16 protein-coding genes and 1 pseudogene are annotated in these 18,551 nt (G+C 42.9%); 6 read left to right on the top strand and 11 right to left on the bottom strand.

Going from position 1 to position 18,551, the window contains the following annotated elements; genetic code table 11:
• A complete protein-coding gene (locus FIS9605_RS0121070; RefSeq protein WP_197036101.1) occupies positions 1 to 177 on the bottom strand; it encodes a ribbon-helix-helix domain-containing protein in 177 nt (58 codons plus the stop codon).
• Positions 178 to 332: 155 nt separating this feature from the next.
• On the opposite strand from FIS9605_RS0121070, the gene FIS9605_RS0121065 reads away from it, so the two are divergent.
• Together FIS9605_RS0121065 and FIS9605_RS37690 are read left to right on the top strand one after the other, a co-directional pair.
• Positions 333 to 713 carry a hypothetical protein gene (locus FIS9605_RS0121065; protein ID WP_026734359.1) on the top strand — a complete coding sequence of 127 codons (381 nt, stop codon included), beginning with the start codon at positions 333 to 335 and terminating at the stop codon, positions 711 to 713.
• Between the two features lie 187 nt (positions 714 to 900).
• Positions 901 to 1,083, top strand: a complete 183-nt coding sequence (locus FIS9605_RS37690; protein WP_035139986.1) for a hypothetical protein — start codon at positions 901 to 903, stop codon at positions 1,081 to 1,083.
• A gap of 142 nt (positions 1,084 to 1,225) precedes the next feature.
• Here the strand turns inward: FIS9605_RS37690 and FIS9605_RS0121060 are convergent, their stop codons facing one another.
• The 5 genes and pseudogenes from FIS9605_RS0121060 to FIS9605_RS0121040 all read right to left on the bottom strand — a co-directional run bounded on the left by FIS9605_RS0121060 (position 1,226) and on the right by FIS9605_RS0121040 (position 6,977).
• A complete protein-coding gene (locus FIS9605_RS0121060; RefSeq protein WP_026734358.1) occupies positions 1,226 to 2,374 on the bottom strand; it encodes a glycosyltransferase family 4 protein in 1,149 nt (382 codons plus the stop codon).
• A gap of 456 nt (positions 2,375 to 2,830) precedes the next feature.
• On the bottom strand, positions 2,831 to 4,450 hold the full coding sequence (locus FIS9605_RS0121055; RefSeq protein ID WP_026734357.1) for an MFS transporter: 1,620 nt from the start codon (positions 4,448 to 4,450) through the stop codon (positions 2,831 to 2,833).
• Positions 4,434 to 5,394 (bottom strand): annotated as a pseudogene (recO, locus tag FIS9605_RS0121050) (DNA repair protein RecO). The gene FIS9605_RS0121055 and the pseudogene recO overlap by 17 nt, the downstream one beginning before the upstream one ends.
• Positions 5,395 to 5,510: 116 nt before the next feature.
• Positions 5,511 to 6,191 carry a deoxyribose-phosphate aldolase gene (deoC, locus tag FIS9605_RS0121045; RefSeq protein ID WP_026734355.1) on the bottom strand — a complete coding sequence of 227 codons (681 nt, stop codon included), beginning with the start codon at positions 6,189 to 6,191 and terminating at the stop codon, positions 5,511 to 5,513.
• Between the two features lie 345 nt (positions 6,192 to 6,536).
• The gene (locus FIS9605_RS0121040) at positions 6,537 to 6,977 is read right to left on the bottom strand and encodes a DNA cytosine methyltransferase (RefSeq protein ID WP_026734354.1); all 441 of its coding nucleotides are present in this window, start codon (positions 6,975 to 6,977) and stop codon (positions 6,537 to 6,539) included.
• An 83-nt stretch (positions 6,978 to 7,060) separates the two neighbouring features.
• Between FIS9605_RS0121040 and FIS9605_RS37685 the strand changes: the two genes are divergently transcribed.
• Together FIS9605_RS37685 and FIS9605_RS39910 are read left to right on the top strand one after the other, a co-directional pair.
• A complete protein-coding gene (locus FIS9605_RS37685; protein ID WP_082209810.1) occupies positions 7,061 to 7,525 on the top strand; it encodes a DUF1016 N-terminal domain-containing protein in 465 nt (154 codons plus the stop codon).
• Positions 7,526 to 7,592: 67 nt separating this feature from the next.
• Positions 7,593 to 9,083: a cyclodeaminase/cyclohydrolase family protein gene (locus tag FIS9605_RS39910; RefSeq protein ID WP_051470089.1), complete on the top strand. Its 1,491-nt coding sequence runs from the start codon at positions 7,593 to 7,595 to the stop codon at positions 9,081 to 9,083.
• Positions 9,084 to 9,159: 76 nt separating this feature from the next.
• On the opposite strand, the gene FIS9605_RS0121025 is transcribed toward FIS9605_RS39910, so the two are convergent.
• The 5 genes from FIS9605_RS0121025 to FIS9605_RS0121005 form a co-directional block, all read right to left on the bottom strand.
• Entirely contained in the window at positions 9,160 to 10,635 is a 1,476-nt protein-coding gene (locus FIS9605_RS0121025) for a YcjF family protein (RefSeq protein WP_026734353.1), read from the bottom strand.
• 132 nt (positions 10,636 to 10,767) lie between these two features.
• Positions 10,768 to 12,375 carry a hypothetical protein gene (locus FIS9605_RS0121020; RefSeq protein WP_026734352.1) on the bottom strand — a complete coding sequence of 536 codons (1,608 nt, stop codon included), beginning with the start codon at positions 12,373 to 12,375 and terminating at the stop codon, positions 10,768 to 10,770.
• Between the two features lie 743 nt (positions 12,376 to 13,118).
• Positions 13,119 to 13,793, bottom strand: a complete 675-nt coding sequence (locus FIS9605_RS0121015; protein ID WP_026734351.1) for a response regulator transcription factor — start codon at positions 13,791 to 13,793, stop codon at positions 13,119 to 13,121.
• A gap of 25 nt (positions 13,794 to 13,818) precedes the next feature.
• A complete protein-coding gene (locus tag FIS9605_RS0121010) occupies positions 13,819 to 15,228 on the bottom strand; it encodes a sensor histidine kinase (protein WP_231510408.1) in 1,410 nt (469 codons plus the stop codon).
• Positions 15,229 to 15,603: 375 nt separating this feature from the next.
• Positions 15,604 to 16,983, bottom strand: coding sequence for a cytochrome P450 (locus FIS9605_RS0121005; protein ID WP_026734349.1), 1,380 nt, complete (start codon positions 16,981 to 16,983; stop codon positions 15,604 to 15,606).
• A gap of 109 nt (positions 16,984 to 17,092) precedes the next feature.
• Between FIS9605_RS0121005 and FIS9605_RS0121000 the strand changes: the two genes are divergently transcribed.
• Together FIS9605_RS0121000 and FIS9605_RS0120995 are read left to right on the top strand one after the other, a co-directional pair.
• Entirely contained in the window at positions 17,093 to 17,725 is a 633-nt protein-coding gene (locus FIS9605_RS0121000; RefSeq protein WP_026734348.1) for a ParA family protein, read from the top strand.
• Positions 17,726 to 17,730: 5 nt separating this feature from the next.
• A complete protein-coding gene (locus tag FIS9605_RS0120995; protein WP_026734347.1) occupies positions 17,731 to 18,501 on the top strand; it encodes a hypothetical protein in 771 nt (256 codons plus the stop codon).
• The last annotated feature ends 50 nt before the right edge of the window (positions 18,502 to 18,551 follow it).

Raw genomic sequence — 18,551 nt, 5'->3', positions numbered from 1 at the left:
TTAGCTCTCAACTTCTCCTTGAGAACTTTGCTGCTTCTCGTATTCAAGTCCGAGTTTTAAAAGGTATAGTCCCAAATTAGCAAGTTTTCTTTCTTCTTTCTTAGCTCTCTCGTCTAGTTGTAAATATAAATCTTTACTAAGAGTTATGGTAATTCGGTATTGCTCTTTTTTTGACATTCTATATATCTCTTTTCCCACATAAATCATTTTTAGCGATAAACGCTCTACTCGTGGTAGAAGTGATAAGTGTGTTATTCGTGCAAATATCATACTTATCACTTTTAGCTGCTAGTTGCCAGCTAGCAGCTGCTTAGTAAAAGTAAACGTCTATTATGATGCCACGTTCAAAACTTCAAAACAAAAGCCTAGAGGAGTTGCAAGCACTAGGTAAAAAGTACGGTATTCAGCCAATTGGAAGCTATCGTAATCACCAAGCATGGATACATACTCTATCCAGATTTCCCTACAAGGCTATAGATCAGATGAGGGATGGGATTGGTTTACACTCCCCTGGAATAGAAGCTTACCGTCAGTTAACTGCTCTATTAGATTTATTTGGTGAACCGACAGATAGCCAAGCTGCGTTGATTCGAGCTACTCATACAGGTGATTGGATAGATGATCCAGATTTGAGATTTTATCAAGAAAAGCTATTTGAGCTATGGCGTATGCGATTTTTGTTAATGGAGGTTAAGAAACTTATGCTTGGTTAAAACCTGTTAAAAACTTATAAACCCGTTAAGAAGCAACACGCATTACTATTATCAAACGCTCTCCCTATAAGCTTAATAGGCTGAGCGTTTATTTTTGATTGCATTTCTAGTTGTAGGCAAGCCCAGGTGGATGTGGAGTCACTTTCTCCATAACAAAATCAACAAAGGCGCGAACTTTGGGAGATAAATGGCGATCGGTAGGATAAGCTATATAAATCTCTCGTTGAGATCGCTCACTAGCCTCAAACTTGCTAGAGATGCTGCGATCGCTGGTGTTAAGACATCTGTAGTTTTATACAAGCAGCAAAATAATAAAGAGGAGTGGAGAAGATGTCAGTACTCCACCACACTAATTTTGATAGGTTTGTAGTGAGGGCTTTAGCTCTCATTTAAGCAGCAAGCGTGCTTACTACAAACTTCCTTAGCCTGTCAAAATCTTTGTGGCAGACTACTAGACGTGGTGAATAACAACTCTCCGCATCAGGTGCGTCTCCCCCTCCCTCCATTTTCTTCTACGCTCCCCAACTTAGCTGTACACGCTGCTGTCGGATCACTTCTTCATATAGCAGTTCCAATTGAGTAATATTACTGCTAAGGGTGTAGCGTTCTAACACCCGCTTTCTGGCTTTTTGCCCTAGCAGGGTTGTTAACTCAGGATGATCGCGGAACAATGGCAAGAGGGTTCTAAGTTGGGGCCGCACTGTCTTCGGATTCAAAATTACACCTGCTCCTTTTTCTAATACTTCTCCATCAGCACCCACATCAGTTGCTAAACAAGCTATTCCACAGGCCATTGCTTCTAATAAAGACAAAGATAAACCTTCTACTAGCGAAGGTAATATAAATACATCTGCACCACGTAAAATTTCGATGCGGCGGTTTTCATCAGCCACAAATCCTAACCAATGAATGCCGTGTTCAGAATTATAAAACGGTTCCAAAGAAGGTTTCAAAGGGCCATTGCCAACTATCAGCAACTTGCTTTCTGAACCCATATCTGCCTGCTTCCAAGCGCGGAGGAGGGGTTCGACGTTTTTTTCTGGAGCTAACCGCCCTTGGTAAACAAACAAGCGATCGGCATCAAATTCTGCTTTAACTTGAGAAATACCAGGAGAATACTTAGTAACATCTACACCATTGGGAATTACAGCAATCTTTTCTGACCGTACACCCATACGTGCCAACAATTCGCGTTGAATTTGGGAAAATACAATCACGCGATCGTAATTACCTAAAAAAGGTGCGTAGAGTTGATAAGCCAAAAGTTGTGTTCCCGATACCAGCTTTGCCCCTTTACCTGCAAATGGTGTATGGAAAGTGGCAATTAACGGCAAATTTAGCTCCTCACAAATTTCTGGCAGAACAAAGTCCAAGGGAGAGAGAGTGAGAGAAGCATGAACTATATTGGGTTTGATACGTCGCAGCGACTGGGTTAAGACCTTAGTCGCTTTGAAAGTGGGAATAGTGTAAACCTGGGACTTGTAAATGAAGGGTAGGGGAACTTCTGGACAATTTGGCCAGTTATCGAGTTGGGTTTCTTCTTGAGCAAAATGCAGGAAGCTAACTTGGTGTCCCCGCTCTAATAAAGCATTTGTAATTTCTCGACTGTAGGTTACGTTGCCACAAAAGGGTGATTTTTTTCCGATCCAAGCTATACGCATTCTTTATTAACTATTTAGGAAATAGGAAAGCGGGTTTAATCTATCAGCTTTTTGTCTTTTTTTGTTGTTTTTTGTCAATGCGGACTTTCTGACCCAATGCTTATCATAAAATACAGCCAGTATCGACTTCAAACAAAAAATTTTAATTTTTTGCTAAACCAATGTATTAATTGACTTAATTTATTTTATTTATCAGTGATTAATTAAGAATGATTTGGTAACAAGCTGACTAGACGCTGGAAATTGCGTCTAGCTCTTGCAGGCATGATAATGATACCTGGCAGAAATTGTGCAATATTTTACCATCCACATCAGCTTACCACGAAATATTTCTTTTTCGTGTATATCTGAATCATGATGCCAAGGCAATAAAAACAATTTGGATATCTAGATCTGGTAGGGTATAGCTCAAATTTTTATTCAGGTTTTAGCTATGGAAAACAGCGTAGCTATATATTAATTTTCATCCGGGATGGAAACATACCAGGTTAATAGACCACCCAAAAAGACGATCGCCGCCAATCCCAAAAATACTGCCTGCAATCCCACAAAGGTTTCTGCTACACCTGCTAATGCTAAGGGTAAACTCAGAGCAATGTTAATGACATTGTTCTGCAAACCAAACACTTTACCACGCATTTCCGGAGGTGTTTCTGTTTGAATCGCAGTTTGCATTGGTATTCCTACTAACGCCCCAAAGATTCCCAAAAGCATTACTAGTAGCAGGGCAATCCATAGCTGTTGCGTAAAGACTGATAGACCAATTAGGGATGCTACCATACCCACACTACCAAGTAGACTCAATTGGCTATAGGAGAAGCGTTGACCGAACAGACCTAACATCATTGCCCCAACAGCAATGCCAACACCTCCAGATGCTAATAAGAAACCGAACTGTTCTGCCCTCAAGCTGGGAATTATTTCTGCCATGCGAACGGCGAGAACTGTTAAGGCAGCAAATACAGAAAATAAGATAATTAACTGAATCAAGGCACTGCGAAGCCGATAATTTTTCCCTAAATAGCGCAATCCATCCCGCAGATCGGCAAAGATATGTGGAGATTCTTTTTCGGCTGCATGGGGTTTTTCGTTTGTTACCAAGAGCAATAAAATCAGTCCGGCGATCGCATAACTACCACCCACGACTATTTCTTTTCCGAGTCCGTCGTTTCCACCAAGTAGCAACCAAAGGCGATCGGCCGCAGCCAAAAGTGGTTCACCAATGGCAAATCCCACAATCACCGATGCCATCATTGTTGTTGTGTAAAGAGAATTTGCCGAAAGTAAGTGCTTGTCTTTCACCACTAAGGGAATTGCTGCTTGTTCTGCTGGTGCAAAAAACTGTGTCAGTGTTGAAACTAGAAAAGTTACTCCCAGAATGATGACAAAACCGACAGGCAAAACTCCGATCGGTTGCCAATTTTGAGTTAGCCATAGTAGCAGGGGAATAATCAAAACTAGAATACCCCGCCAAATATTCGTTCCCACTAGTACAATTTTTTTCGACCAGCGGTCTACAAATGCACCCGCCAAAGAACCAAACAGTACGGCGGGAATGGTAAAAGCCATCATCAATGCTGATACCCAAGCGCTAATCGTGCGATCGCCCATCTGAAAATGAGAATTAATCAAGGCAATCATCAGCACCAAATACACTTTATCTGCCAATTGGCAAAAAACTTGACCACCCCAAAGAGCCAAAAAATTGGGGTTTTTTAATACAGGCCAAAACCCACGTTCTTGTATATCACTTGATGCTGCTCCACCGCCATCTGCACCAGACTTTTCTTGAGCCATTTTTTCCGGTACAGCAGCAGTTACTACTGGCGAAGTCAGACCCTTTGCTTCACTAGAGTCAGATTTTTTAACATTGGTTGGTGATTCCTGTGTCCAGTTTTGTTCATCTCTAGAAAAGTCTTGTTTAGACATTTCTTGAGGATAGATTTTACTGGGTGTTGACTTGGGAACTGCACTTAGGTGATTTTGTAATTTAGGCGCTGATGCCCTATTCTGTTTTTTGGCATGGCTTGGTGACAGTGGCAGGATTTTTGTATCCAAATCAGACGGTTGCATCATGGTTTAGCAGCAAAATAAGAATCTATCAAGGCAGCAGAGCGAATGGGGCGACCAAATTGATACTGAGCATACTGACGCAAAATTTGCTCAACAGATAACCAGTCATCTTCTCTGGCTGCATCTTGCATTATCTCTGATTGCGACAGCTGCTGGAGTATATTCAATTCTTGAGCATTCAGGCGTTTGGAAAGTACCGGTATTTCTTGGCGATGAATAATGGTTTCGTAGCCGACGCTTTGGGGTGATGGGGTGTAGACACCTGTAGGATGCTTTACCTTAGGGTTGGGGTGATGGGGTGATGGGGTGATGGGGTGATGGTTCTCCCCACCTTCCCATCTTCCCACCTCCCCCTCCTTCTTCACGTGTTCCCAAGCTGTTAAACAAATCGTTCCACCAGCACTAATACTGAATCCTACTACCCAGTTAGGGTCTGTAAAATCGGGTTTTAAGGGGCGTCCGGATAAACAACACATCTGTACTTGCGGCGTCAGTCCAGCTAAAGCCAAAAGCTGAAATAGTCCATGTGTCAGATGCGCCATTACACTATACGTGTTTGCACTGGGTAAAGCTTCTAAGCGTCTCAGATGTTCGTTAAGTAACTCATACAGTTCTGTTTGAGGTTGTTCGCTTAAAGCCTGACACAGTACTATCTCTGCCAAGTACTGACTAGCTGCCAATTTGACCAAATCCTTAGCAAGACCGGGATAAGATTTTACTGTTTGTGCTTGCGTAATTTTATCTAGCGATCGCCCTTTGGCAATCAATAACTCATTTACTACAAACGTCCCACTCCTACCACCAAGGCTGGAGTTATGCTTGCGAGAACCAGGTGCGATCGCCCGAATCAGACCAAACTCCTGTGTCAAAATTGTCACTAGCCGATCCGATTCGCCAAAAGCCTGTGTTTTCAAATTAATTCCAGTTGCTTTATAAGTTCTACTCATTAGTCATTAGTCATTGATCATTAGTCATTAGTCATTAGTCATTGGTCATTACAAAGGACAAAGGACGTAGACACCCTCCGGGCGGCTTCCCGTAGGGTAGGACAGATGACAAATGATTACTTACTCTTTTCCAGGGTATCGCGCTGCCTTAGCAAATCGACACCGCGAGAAGTGCCCAATCTCGTAGCACCAGCCATAATTAAGTCTAGAGCTTGGTCAATTGTGCGAATACCTCCTGATGCCTTAATTGCTGCTCTGTCTCGGGCAACTTCATAAAGAAGTTGCACATCCGCTACTGTTGCACCTCCGTTCCAACCCGTGCTGGTTTTAAGAAACGACGCCCCTGCATCCATACATATTTCCGCAGCTAGTCGCTTCTGAGCATCCGTCAGGAGATTGGTTTCCAAAATTACTTTTACCGTTTGCCCTGTTTCCTCACAAATTTCAGCGATTTCCTTATGCACCTCATCAGTTTTGCCAGCGATCAACCAACCTAAGTTTATGACTACATCCAACTCAGTAGCGCCATTTTCTACTGCTTCTTGGGCTTCGTACAGCTTAACTGCTGAAGTCGTCGCTCCAGTGGGAAAGCCAATCACAGTACAAACTTTCGGCTTTTTACCGTGGAGGAGTTCGGCAGCTTGCCTCACGTAAGCTGGATATACGCAAACTGCTGCGAATTGAAATCTCTCTGCTTCTTCACACCATTGCTCAACCTGCTCGCTTGTAGCCGTTGGTATCAGCAGGGTGTGATCTATATATGGCGCAATATCAATGTCTGGATACTCTGCTGCCATCGTCTCTCTTACTAGTAATTGATTATAAACCTTTATAAAAATTTAAGACTATTTTAATAAATTAATCCACAATTCCTAGCATTTTCTCTTAAACATAGACCCATTGCTTAGTTTTATTGGTTACAGCTACAAATAACACATTATTATAGTGAGGTAATTTACTTAACATCAAGCAGATAAGTGGCTAAATGACAATGAGTTAAGTACGACTCGTAAAGGTTGGGAATAGAGAATGGGAAAAAAACACAATATTTTACATTACTTTACAAAGGAAATTTTATTTTTGTCCACTTAACTCATCTGGGCGATCGCACATAATTATGCAGCGATCAAACATAACGCGAGTTACGAAAAGTAAATACACCTGAAACCCCTACCAATGACGAATGACAAATGACAGTCTTCACAATTTAACTTTAATTGTGCCGATCTACTTAGACGTTTGTTTTTACTATTAATATAAAAATCTGGACAGGGATGACCACCTATAAATCCTATTATATTAGTAGAATTGTGGCAGTTTGTTACTAATTCGCGCAGGTGTATAGATTGTATAGCTTCAGTAAGTTTAGTTACGTCTGCTTCTTCTCCATGATGATATCCAATATCCATATTCTTATTCTGGTAATGGAGGTTTAAATTAGCTCGTGAAAACCGATATGCTTCTAGAAAAGAGGCATAGATTTCATTGAAATAAACAATATTAAAATCACTAGTTTCAAAACCTAAATCTAGAAAACCTGAACCAGCAAAAAATGAAAATATAGAATGGCGATCGCTTGTCATTATTCTTTACAAAATGTAATCAACACTGCTGACTTTAAACTAAAGTATATTAGCGCTATATTTTCGCTGCTATTTGCTGGTTTATGCCTCAAGACCGTAAATCCGATCTATCAAAAACCAGCGCCTCTGATATCCTTGGTTATGACGACTTACTGCTAGAATTAAAAACTAAAATTTCCAACGCTCAACTGCGGGCAGCGTTAGCAGTCAACAAAGAGCTAACATTGCTTTACTGGCAAATTGGACGAGACATTCTCCAGCGACAGCAGCAGCAAGGTTGGGGAGCAAAAGTAATTAACCGCCTTGCAGCGGATTTGCAAAAAGCTTTTCCGGAAATGAAAGGCTTTTCACGTACTAATCTCATGTACATGAGAGCCTTTGCTGAGGCGTATCCAGAAGAGCAAATTGTCCAACAGCTTGTTGGACAAATTCCTTGGGGTCATAATGTCCGTATATTAGATGCTGTTAAAGACCTAACAGAACGCCTGTGGTATGTGCAACAAACAATCCAACATGGGTGGAGTCGTAGCGTGGATCTTGAAAGATAAACTTCATAATTATTGACGAGAAATTTTGTTACTTTTGCTAGCCCTTTACTGTTGGAGGTACACTCTCGTGCAATCTGCAATTGAACTGCGTGGAAATGCGATCGCCAAATCAATCAAGGAAGAAATTACTACTCAAGTCAACAAACTCAAAGAAGCGAACATTTACCCGAAACTGGCAGTTGTTTCCTGTTCATCCGATTCCGCTGTTCTCAGCTACGTTCAATCCAAGAAAAAAACAGCCTCGTCTTTGGGAATTGAAGTTGTTCACAGCGAATTGAGTCCAGATGTCAGTCAGGAAACTTTGAATGAAACCCTCCAGATGCTTGCTGACGATCAATCCGTACATGGAATAATCTTGGAGTTTCCCCTCCCATCTCACATCGACAGCGAGCAAGCTGTACTGAGAATGAAACCATGCAAAGATGTAGATGGTCTACATCCATATAATATGGGTCTTCTTGCTCTCGGTAAAGAAGACAGCGCCATCTTACCTGCAACACCACAAGCCTGCATTCAACTATTAGAAACCTATTGTCCCATCAAAGGTAAAAAAGTCGGAATTGTGGGGCGAGGACGAACTGTAGGCCGTCCTCTCGCATCGATGCTAGTAAATCGAGGCGCAACAGTGACTATCTGCCATACTCAGACTGCTTCGTTAAAAGATGCCCTGAAAGATTGTGAAATAGTAGTTGCTGCAACAGGTAAGCCCAAATTATTAGATGGAAATGTTTTGCAACCGGGACAAGTAGTTATTGATGCTGGAATTGCAGAACTAGACGGAAAGCTATGCGGAGACTTAGACGTTACTTCCACTGCGACAATTCTTCAAGCATATACACCCGTTCCCGGTGGTGTTGGCCCGGTAACGACCGCTTTTATCTTTAAAAACCTCATCAGAGCAATTGAAATTCAACAACAACCCAGTTCAGACTCCCTTTGGGAAACCCCTCTGCAAAAGTTCATAACTCAAACAGCAAGCGATCGCCCGACTCCGGGAGGAGGTTCCGTAGCGTGCGTAAGTGCTAGCATGGGCTTTGGGTTGCTTCTGATGGCGTTGCGGATCTCTTCCAAGCGAAAGGATATTGACGAGTCCAACAATATATTTGCACTCAGCAGCAAGCTGGAAGCAATGCTGGAATCTGCCAAAAATTCGGCGATTGGAGATATTGAATGCTTCAACGAGTATATGTCTGCTCTTTCTTTGCCGAAGTCAACCGATGAGGAAAAGAACACCAGAAAAAAAGCTCTTGCTGATGCAACAAATAAAGCAATTGAAGTGCCTCTCAATGCTTGCACCAACATTTTGGAAGGCTTACGTTTAGCAAAAGATGCTGCTATATTCTCAAATCGATTTGTTGTTAGCGATGTAGGCGCAGGTAGTTCACTTCTTTATGGAGCTGTTGAAGCAAATCTTTGGAATATACTTATTAATGCCCAATCTTTAAGTGAAGACAGAAAAGCGGAGTTTTTAGAAAAAATTGCCAGCACTCGAACGCAGGCGCAAGATTTATTTGAGCAAGTAAAAGAATTGGTAGCATCAAAGATTGAGCAAAAATAGATTTTTCTTGGTGACTTGGTGCCTTGGTGGTTCAAAAATAATTTTTTCACCACCAAGACACTAAGACACAAAGTTACTACCCCAATGCCTTCTGGGCACCAACAAGTTCACCCTCAGAAACTTCTGGCAACAAACGCTTCACGCCTTGCTTGACAAAGCCTTGCAGAAATGAAACCTGCTGGTTCTGTTGAAATACCTTTTGCAAGGTTTGCCCCAGTTTCTCAACATTAAAGCCAGTGGCAGTATTTACTGCTACTTCCTGCTGTTGGAAATATTCTATCAAGCTCAGCCCTGCTAACCGTGTTAGATAGGCAGCACTTACACCCTGGACTGCACCACCAGCAACAAAGGTAACAGCGTGACTCTTGAGAACAGTACCAATAGCTTTACTAGAAAGTTCAACCAAACCCAGTTTTAGCATTAAACTCCCCATTTCCCCAGCTACGTTTTTTGCTTGTTCTAGGGAAAATTTCTGCTGATAAACATTACCCAAATCGACGATCATTTGGGCGTTAATTGCTGCTGTCGCCAGGATATCTAGGGCTGGTACTGGGTTAGCGAAAGCGGCGGCGGCGGCTATCCATTGATATTGTTCAATAACTGGGTTAGCGCGATCGCGTCTTATTCCATTCAAGTAGTTTTTCGCTTCAGCTTTGAGCAACAATGCCTTTCTCATCGTCGTTGCCCATACCAGCTGCTGTCCTTGCTGTGCCAAAATTTCGCCCAAATCCTGCGTTAATTGCTGGATATCCGGCGCTGGTTGTTCCATCCACTCTTGCACAGAACCATCATCGTTGTACTTGCGGACTTTAACGGGAACGGGAGAGGCCGCAGTTGCCACAACATTTGCTTGTATCCGCTGTTTTAATGACAGCAAAACGCTAGCGCGTTCATCTACTAAATACTGATCTTGTTTGTTGAACACCAGCATTAAGCGGTGATTTTCTGCTTTTAGCTGTTGTATGGTTTGAAATTCTGTATCTGTCAAATCACCGTTTGTCAGGAACATAATAAAATCAGTTGCCTTTGCTTTTGTTAACGCAGTTGCATCTGATGTTTCGCCTGCTTGTGCAAATAAAGGCGCTGTCTCTTGCAATTGTAGAGACGCGAAATTTCGCGTCTCTACATTTTGCCGCCAGTTGGACTTTAAAACTTCAATTAAAGTAGATTTACCCACCGATTTACCGCCAGTGACAGCTAGATGAATTTCTTGCCTGTCTAACTCTTGGTACAACTGGGGAATTTTTTCTCGCAATGTTGCTAAAGCCTGGTGATTCTCTGCTTCGTCTGCTAAATGATTAATCACGACTTCAGCTTTGGCGATCGCATTTTCGACAGTTTCCCGATCTACAGGTAAACTATCTAGCACTTGTGAATTGTCTTTGGCGCGATTTTGCTTTAATAACAACAAACCACCGCCAATTAACAACAAGCTTAATACACTATATTCGCCCAGCTGCACTATCGAATCGTGCCAACTTTGTAAAATCCACAGGGAAAACGAAAGTCCCAAACCTCCCACCAATATCGGTCGCTGCAACTTCACAACCATGATTCACCGCGCTTTTTGGATTATTTCTACTCCAGAATAGATCAAAACCTTGCTTCTCTAAATTGAAGTAGCGATACAGCACAATTTTCTTTACCAATTGATCAAGCGAAAACTTTTCCTCGGTTGCGGTGCTTAGTTGGTGAATTCTGGTAGATGACAAAGCTTGAGAATCGCCATCAGACTTTGCTGGACGTTATCGAGGCGAATCGTATTGTCGTAGACAGTCCTACGGACAGCGCCCTCAACTTTTGCTCGTTCCCGGATGTAGAACATATCCACGTCGTCTTTAAATTGCAACTGGCGAATGCTGCGTAATCCGCGCCATATTGCCAATTTATAGGCTCTGGCTCGTTCTGTCTCATCATTTTGCACTGCCAAACGATAAGCATTGACTAGACTTTGTAGATAACTTCCCGTTGCAGCGGCATTGGGTAAACCGTATTCTGGTTGTGTAGGATCGTAAAATCGACCCCGCGCATCGACGTATTGCTGGTTATCCCACTGCTGCATCGGTAGCAGCCAATCATTCATCTCAAAAACAAAATTCCGGAACATTCGGTAGCCTGTCTCATCGAACAGCAGTGCACAGGCTTCGCTGTACCACGGAATAAAAGCTGGATGAGGATTAGCCCAATGCCACTCACGATCGTACAAAAAGCTTCGGCAACATTGCTCTAATATTTGCCGATCGCGATTAGCTTTGTAGAGAGATGCGCGAAACAGGAGTGTTAGTCCTGGGTATAAGTTTTGCTGCTTACGTTTAGGGAACTCCTGGGAAGTGCCCAAAGATCCATCCGGTTGCCACAATGCTTCTATTTCCTGACATAGCCTCTGGAAAATTTCACGATAGCGATCGCCGTCTGGATGTTCCATAATCGCTATAGCAGCGATCGCTGCTGCGCCAAGTTTAGCCTTGCCTTGATGTTCGTACTGCGTCAGATTGTAATTAAGGTTGCGATCGGCTAGGGCAAGATGAGCAGGTTGACCTGTAAACTTGGCATAGCGAATTAAGCACAGAGTTGCCATAAACTGGCGGGTGATATTATAACGATTTGATTCTTTGCCTTGGCTCGGCAAATATTTGTCAATCAGGCGTCCGTCCTCAGCACACATTCGCAGCAGCCATTCTCCCATGCTAAGAGCCATATCTAAGATTGTCTGATACGACATGGTCTCCAATGGCACAATCTGATTTCCCCGGTACACGATCGCCACTTTTGGTGAGTGATTAAGAGAAATTAGTACCTGTTTTGCCTCGAACGACTCAATTATTCCCCCGTTTTCCTCAAATGCTTGTGCTGATATAGACACAAGCTCAAGAAAGCTCTCAAATACCTGCTGGAAGGTCAGGTTACGAGCAATCATTTGCGTGGGGCTATACAAAGCCACGTGCGATTGATATTGCAGTTTAATGCCGCGAATACCTATCTTAGTGTTTGGAAATTTACTTTTAAACTCTGGGAGTGGAACACGATGATAGTCATGAGTCAGGCACATTTCGATAGTATCCACTCCTTTAAAATCAGGTTGAGAGAGGACTGGGATAATAGTGCTGCTCAATGCGCTAAATAGTTCTCCATCATCGAGCCAGTAATCACGCAATAAAACTCCTTGTCGACGCAGTGCTACATAGGTAGAACCGACACAGGTCACAGGTACAGATGTTCTGTCAGTGCCACTGAAAGCCTGTTTCAAAAGTTCTGCTAAGGCAGCATCATCAATATGGAAAGAGCTGTCCATTTCAAGCTCCTTAAAATATTTTTGCGAGCGATCCAAGCAATTGAAAAATTGACTAAGATGTTGCGCTTACATATTGCATTTTTTTCGTTAAGATCGTCATTAGTCATTAGTCATTGGTCATTAATAACCAAGGACAAATGACTTTGAACAAATGACGGCTCTCACGAGCAATTGTGTAATTTTAAGGCGTTACATCTTAACACAATTGCTCGTAGCAATACAATTTATCCGATCGTCCTAAAAACTGATTAGAGTTGTCGCATCACAAGAATTTAGATTCAGAAATTTCTAATTTCTTGAGGTTTCAGATAGCGACAAATCTTTTGTTTGAACAGCAAGCCTTTTGAAAAACTATCTAAACTAACAAGTATTTTCCATTATGAAGCCCCTGACATATTTATGTTTCAGGTGAATAAAGCTTATTAACTGACAAGTCTAAAGACCGTCTTCATGTTTTAATGTCATCACTCACTTTTATCCCTCTTTTGTCACTTTCACAGAGAATATTCAAATCCTTTTGGATTTTCAACCAGATAATAAATTCAGAAAAGTTTTATCTTTCATGAGAGTGACATAAGGAAGTTATAGCCGTTTTGTATTGGATGAAATACATATCATAGGGGTAAAAAAATTTTGTACCCTTACTATGCATTCTTTACAAAAACAACTACTATAAAGCAAACTTTACTTGATATTTATATATTGGGTCATGAGAAAATTATAAGAACTTTATAAGAACTTTCTTATATTCGCAGCTGATAGCCCATGCCTCTCACGGTCTCGATTAGGTCATTGCCCAGTTTCTTCCGCAGGTATCCTACATACACATCCACAACATTAAAGCAGCGGTCATAGTCGTAGCCCCAAACGTAATTGAGAAGATCCTCCCGGCTGAGGACTTGATCGGCGTGGCGCACAAAGGTATCTAAGAGAATAAACTCGCGGTTTGATAGCTGAACTGTGCGATCGCCAACTTTGACTTGGCGCTTGGGCAAGTCAAGGACGATGTTACCGACTTTTCGGACTACTTCTGGCTTGCGTGCAGGTTCATGTACTTGGCGATCGCGCAACCGCAGGCGCACCCGAGCAAGTAATTCTTCAATACGAAATGGCTTGGTCACGTAGTCATCGGCTCCGCCCTCCAGTGCGGCAACTTTGTCCTTGATATCGTCCCGAGCTGTAAGAACAATAATGGGCAGTCGTTCGCCCTGACCTCGCAACTGTTCCATCACAAGTGTGCCATCTTTACCAGGAAGACTGAGGTCAAGAATTAACAGATCAAATTTGTGGCTGCAACTCATCTGAATTGCTTCGTCACCGTCCTTTGCTACTGCGGTCATGAAGCCATTTGCTCGCAGACTTTTTTCCAGAAAGCTAGCAATGGGAATTTCGTCTTCGGCGATGAGAATTTTATTCATAAAGTCCAATTCAACCTTGGTAAGTTTAAATGGGAATGATAATGGTAAAGGTAGACCCACAACCTGGTTGACTAACTAATTTCACCCGACCACCGTGAGCTTCAGCAATCGCTTTGACAATCGCCAATCCTAAACCAGCTCCCTCAGAACGACGATGACTGTCGCCTCGGACAAAACGCTGGAAAATCCGCTCTTGCCGATCGGGAGTAATGCCTTCGCCTGTATCGCTTACCCACAAACGAAACTGGTCATTAGTCAAGATAGTTCCCAAAGCGATAGTATCCCCCTCTGTTGTATGCTTGATCGCATTTTGGACAAGGTTCATTACCGCCTGGGTGAGACGCTGGGGGTCAGCGATGATACGACCCGAACCCTTGGCTTCTAAACACCAATTTCTGTCTGCTAAGGTGCTTGCCTTAACATACAGTTCCTCAGTTAGCGAGCTGATTTCTACAATTTCTATATTTAAAAAATTGGGATGCTCCGCCTTAGCTAGCAGTAGGAGTTCATCTACCAAGCGACTCATGCGCCCCAACTCGCTGAAGACTAATTCTAGTATTTCACGTTGCTCTAGAGAATCAACTTCGAGTTGTTCTAGAGAGCATAGGATAATGGCGATTGGTGTCCTCAGTTCATGACCTGCGTCGTTGATGAAGTCTCGTTGACTGGCAAAGGCTGCCTGGAGCCGTTCCAGCATTTCATTGAAGGTGATTGTAAGTTCAGTGATTTCGTCGCTTCCTTGGATCGCAATGCGTTGCGTCAGATCGTACTCGCTAATCGCTCGGGCTGTTTCACTGAGTAAGCGCAGGCGGATCAGTATCTTTCCTGCTGCTAACCAAGCAATTGCGGAGGTTAAGGCAATAATAGCCATAATCCCCTCGACAATTCCGACAATCGCAACAACCTGATTCACCTCTTCATAAGCATCAGCAGGGAGGTGTGCTACCACAAACACTCCACGAGTTTTTCCCCCAATGTTGACTGGTTCTGCCAGATAGCGAATAGTACCGTGTGTGCTGTTTGACTCACCTCGTTTTGGCTGAGTGAGTTTAGCCCAAACCTTGATCAGTTCTGAGTTAGTAGGAGGATTCAGAAAGTCTGGAATTGCTGTATGACTGGACTTGTAGAATTTGCCGTCTAATATTGCGATTAGAAACTCATCGTCATTAGGAACGTTGCGGGCTAGAAATACATCGAATATAGCAGCAACATTATTCCCAAAAGGTTGACTTGTCATTGGGTTTCGTCCCTTAACTAAGCGACGAAACTCCTCCACCTCCTGAACCAAAGATTTCTCAATATTCTGTTCTAAACGAGCAATGAGGATGCGACGAATTGCTAAAAGTGATACAACGGTGGAGAATACTACCAGCACAACATATGAAGCTATTACCCGTGTTCTAGCTCCAAATACCAATCGGCGCCATCGATGCACGTGTCTGATTTGGTTTTGCCACATCCCTAATTTGAACCCTAATTACGGAAGATAGATAGCAATCCTCATTCATTTATGAAATCATAAAACCTCACAACTCTAGTGGTCTGCCAAGGTAACTTTGATGGCTTGCAAGATTCGGTGACTTCTTGTTGACACCCGAAGGGTGGCTTCCCGCAGGGTAGAAGTCACCGAGCCTGACCACGATGAGACAATAATTCCACACCTTTAGGGATTTCCAAGAAATAAATTATCCCGGATTGTGGGGTGGGCATCCTGCCCGCCCTTCAGATCGGACGGGTGGGGACACCCATCCCACAAGAAAATTTGGGATGTTTTTTTATTTGGAAGTCCCTTAAGGCGTGGGAGCGTAAATTAAACTGCTACTACCGTACTTACATGCTTCTTCTGAGGTGTTGCAATCATCTGCATTCCTGCTGGTGTGGCTATAGTCAAACCACGGCGGACAGGACGCACGGGATGCTTGCCAACTAGGGACACCTGAAAGCGTGACAGAATAGTTGCCAATACTATCTTCATTTCATATTGAGCAAACGCCATACCAATACAGCGGCGATTTCCGCCACCAAAGGGTAAATATTCATAGGTCGAAAATTGCCGTTCTAAAAAGCGTTCTGGTTTAAATTGCTTTGGCTGTGGGTAGACTTCTTCGCGATGGTGCGCCAAGTAAATACTAGGGATAATGACTGTACCTGCTGGCAGTTTGTAACCGCCAATTTCGATTGGAGATTTGACAACCCGAGGAAAGGCAGTCATGGCTATCGGATAAATCCGCAGGGTTTCTTGGCAAACAGCTGTGAGGTACGGTAATTTGGCAATTGTATTCGGATCTGGGCGATCGCCAAGGGTATCCAGTTCTCGTAGTAATTTTTCCCGCACCTGTGGTAAACAATCAATCCAGTACAAAGCCCAAATCAAAGCCGAAGCTGTGGTTTCATGTCCCGCCACCAACATCGTCATTAATTCATCGCGCAACTCTTCATCCGACATTGACTGACCGTTAACATCACGAGCAGATATCAATAAACTCAGAATATCTTGGCGATTTTGATTAGATTCATGGCGACGTTCTCGAATTTGCGCCAAAATCAATTCATCGATTTTTTGGCGCAGGCGCAAAAATCGACCCCACGGACTCCAAGCCCCAAAATCTGTCCTTAAAAAGCTAAAAAATAAAGCTGTGGACATAAAGGGGGAACTGCTAAATTCCAGCACCGAAGTAAGCAATTGCCGCAGTTCTTCTAAACGCTGTCCCTCATCCAAACCAAATACTACTCGCAAGATCGCGCGCAGGGAAATTTCTTGCATCGAGGCGCGGATATTGAAAGGTTTGCCTGTTTGCCATCGGTTACTAACATATTGGGCGATTTCACGGATAGCATCTCCATAAGCACGCATCTTTTCTCCATGAAAAGGAGGAGTTAATAGTTGTCGTTGGCGTTGGTGGCGATCGCCATCCATGAGAGTTAAAGAATTTGTTCCCAGCAGAAATTTTAAAACCTGGTTTCCCCTGCCGCTCTCAAAATGATTGGAGTCAGCAGTAAAAATTTGTTGCAGCGCTTCTGGTTGGCTGAAGTAGACAATATGGGAATCATCTTGTCCCCAGATGGTGAAGGTGTCACCGTAGGTTTTGGCAAAATCTTCCACGTATTGCACAGGCTGAAATATGAATTTCATCAGTCGTAAAAAACGTGGCATTTTTGGCCCATCAGGTAAGCTTAGAGTTGCTGTCATGAATACTTATCTTTAATCAGCGCTTCTGGATTCTATTGTGACGATTTCAGATATTTTTTGTGTTACGAAACGCGGTATATTCAGGTGAAGACAGCATCGGAAGTAATTTGTGCCAAGAATTATTGCTATCCTCAACGGTAAAGGAGGAGTTGCTAAAACAACTACTGCAATCAATCTTGCTGCAATCTTTGCGGAACAACAAAAGGTTCTTTTGGTAGATGCAGATATTCAAGGTTCTGCTAGTTGGTGGTTTGAGCGTAGTCAGGATGGAATGGGATTTGATCTATCTCAAGAGACAGATCCCCAACTTTTAGCTCGTTTGCGTAAGATAGAGGGATACGATTTAGTGGTGGTCGATACGCCTCCGGCGTTACACTCAGAAGCTTTAGCAGCGGTAGTGGCGATCGCAGACTATTTAGTTTTGCCCACACCGCCAGCACCGATGGATTTAGCTGTCCTCATTGACACTGTCAGGGAAGCAGTCACTCCCGTGGGAGTTGCCCATCGGGTGCTTTTGACTAAAGTAGATACGCGGAGTTTAGGGGAGGCTTTGGAAGCACAAAACACTCTCATGCAGTTAGGAATTCCCGCCTGTAAAGCTTTTATTCGTATATATAAGGCTCACGAACGAGCAGCACTTGAAGGTGTGGCGATTACTCAATGGCGAGGTAACAATGCACGAGAGGCGCAGTCAGACTATCGCCGTGTGGCTGATGAATTACAACGTGATTGGAGGAAATAAAAATAATGGCTACCAGAAAACGTCTTTCTGACGTCATCCAAGAAGAAGCACAAAAAATTTCATCCCCAGAAGCAGAAGGTGATTATGTAATTGAAGTTACTGCTGAGGAAGTTGCAGAAGACAGTACATCGACCACAGATGAATCTGACACTAAAGTCAACGAGCAAACAACCTCTAAACGCGCAAACCCAACTAAAGCTGATTTAGAAGCTACAGTCAAACAGTTACAAGCTTCTTTAGAACAATCACAGCAAAATGAATACAATTTACAGCAAAAACTTAGCGATCTGCAATCAGTTTTGCCTGAAAAAGAAGCCACAGTGAAAAAATTGCAAGCTTCTTTAGAACAAGCACAGCAAAATGAGGAGAAATTACAACACAAAGTTAGTGGTCTGCAATCAGTTTTGTCTGAAAAAGAAGCCACAGTGAAAAAATTGCAAGCTTCTCTAGAGCAAACAAAGCAAAACGAAGACGATTTAAGTCAGCAAGTTAGCGAACTGCAATCAGCTTTGTCTGAAAAAGATGTATTAGCAGAACGTCTCACCCAAGAACTTTACGAAGCTAAAAAAGCAGCCCTGCAACTTGCAGAAGCTAATTCCAAGCTCACGGAAGAACTTAATACCTTGAAAAAAGACAAAGAAAAACCCCAAGCAATAACCTATAGAAAATCATACCGCGCTACAGAAAAACTTCCATACCGCCCAACAGAAAAACTACCACCAAAACAACCTGATGAATCTGCGGATAATTCATCTCAAATGTGGTTACTTGACTGATAAATTTAGATTTGAGATTGTGCCATCAATCCCAAATCTAAAACGCCAAG

Origin of the sequence: Fischerella sp. PCC 9605 (assembly GCF_000517105.1) — a bacterium.
Lineage (GTDB): Bacteria > Cyanobacteriota > Cyanobacteriia > Cyanobacteriales > Nostocaceae > PCC9605.
Note: the sequence above shows the minus strand (reverse complement) of the source record. Positions and strands in the feature narration are given on the sequence as shown.

What these genes read in the sequence shown, in the direction of transcription:
- FIS9605_RS0121070 (WP_197036101.1), bottom strand. Translation starts at nt 177, where the DNA reads ATGTCAAAAAAAGAGCAATACCGAATTACCATAACTCTTAGTAAAGAT.
- FIS9605_RS0121025 (WP_026734353.1), bottom strand. Translation starts at nt 10,635, where the DNA reads ATGGTTGTGAAGTTGCAGCGACCGATATTGGTGGGAGGTTTGGGACTT.
- FIS9605_RS0121005 (WP_026734349.1), bottom strand. Translation starts at nt 16,983, where the DNA reads ATGACAGCAACTCTAAGCTTACCTGATGGGCCAAAAATGCCACGTTTT.
- FIS9605_RS0121055 (WP_026734357.1), bottom strand. Translation starts at nt 4,450, where the DNA reads ATGATGCAACCGTCTGATTTGGATACAAAAATCCTGCCACTGTCACCA.
- FIS9605_RS37690 (WP_035139986.1), top strand. Translation starts at nt 901, where the DNA reads ATGGCGATCGGTAGGATAAGCTATATAAATCTCTCGTTGAGATCGCTC.
- FIS9605_RS0120995 (WP_026734347.1), top strand. Translation starts at nt 17,731, where the DNA reads ATGGCTACCAGAAAACGTCTTTCTGACGTCATCCAAGAAGAAGCACAA.
- FIS9605_RS0121060 (WP_026734358.1), bottom strand. Translation starts at nt 2,374, where the DNA reads ATGCGTATAGCTTGGATCGGAAAAAAATCACCCTTTTGTGGCAACGTA.
- deoC (WP_026734355.1), bottom strand. Translation starts at nt 6,191, where the DNA reads ATGGCAGCAGAGTATCCAGACATTGATATTGCGCCATATATAGATCAC.
- FIS9605_RS0121015 (WP_026734351.1), bottom strand. Translation starts at nt 13,793, where the DNA reads ATGAATAAAATTCTCATCGCCGAAGACGAAATTCCCATTGCTAGCTTT.
- FIS9605_RS0121020 (WP_026734352.1), bottom strand. Translation starts at nt 12,375, where the DNA reads ATGGACAGCTCTTTCCATATTGATGATGCTGCCTTAGCAGAACTTTTG.
- FIS9605_RS37685 (WP_082209810.1), top strand. Translation starts at nt 7,061, where the DNA reads ATGCCTCAAGACCGTAAATCCGATCTATCAAAAACCAGCGCCTCTGAT.
- FIS9605_RS0121065 (WP_026734359.1), top strand. Translation starts at nt 333, where the DNA reads ATGATGCCACGTTCAAAACTTCAAAACAAAAGCCTAGAGGAGTTGCAA.
- FIS9605_RS0121040 (WP_026734354.1), bottom strand. Translation starts at nt 6,977, where the DNA reads ATGACAAGCGATCGCCATTCTATATTTTCATTTTTTGCTGGTTCAGGT.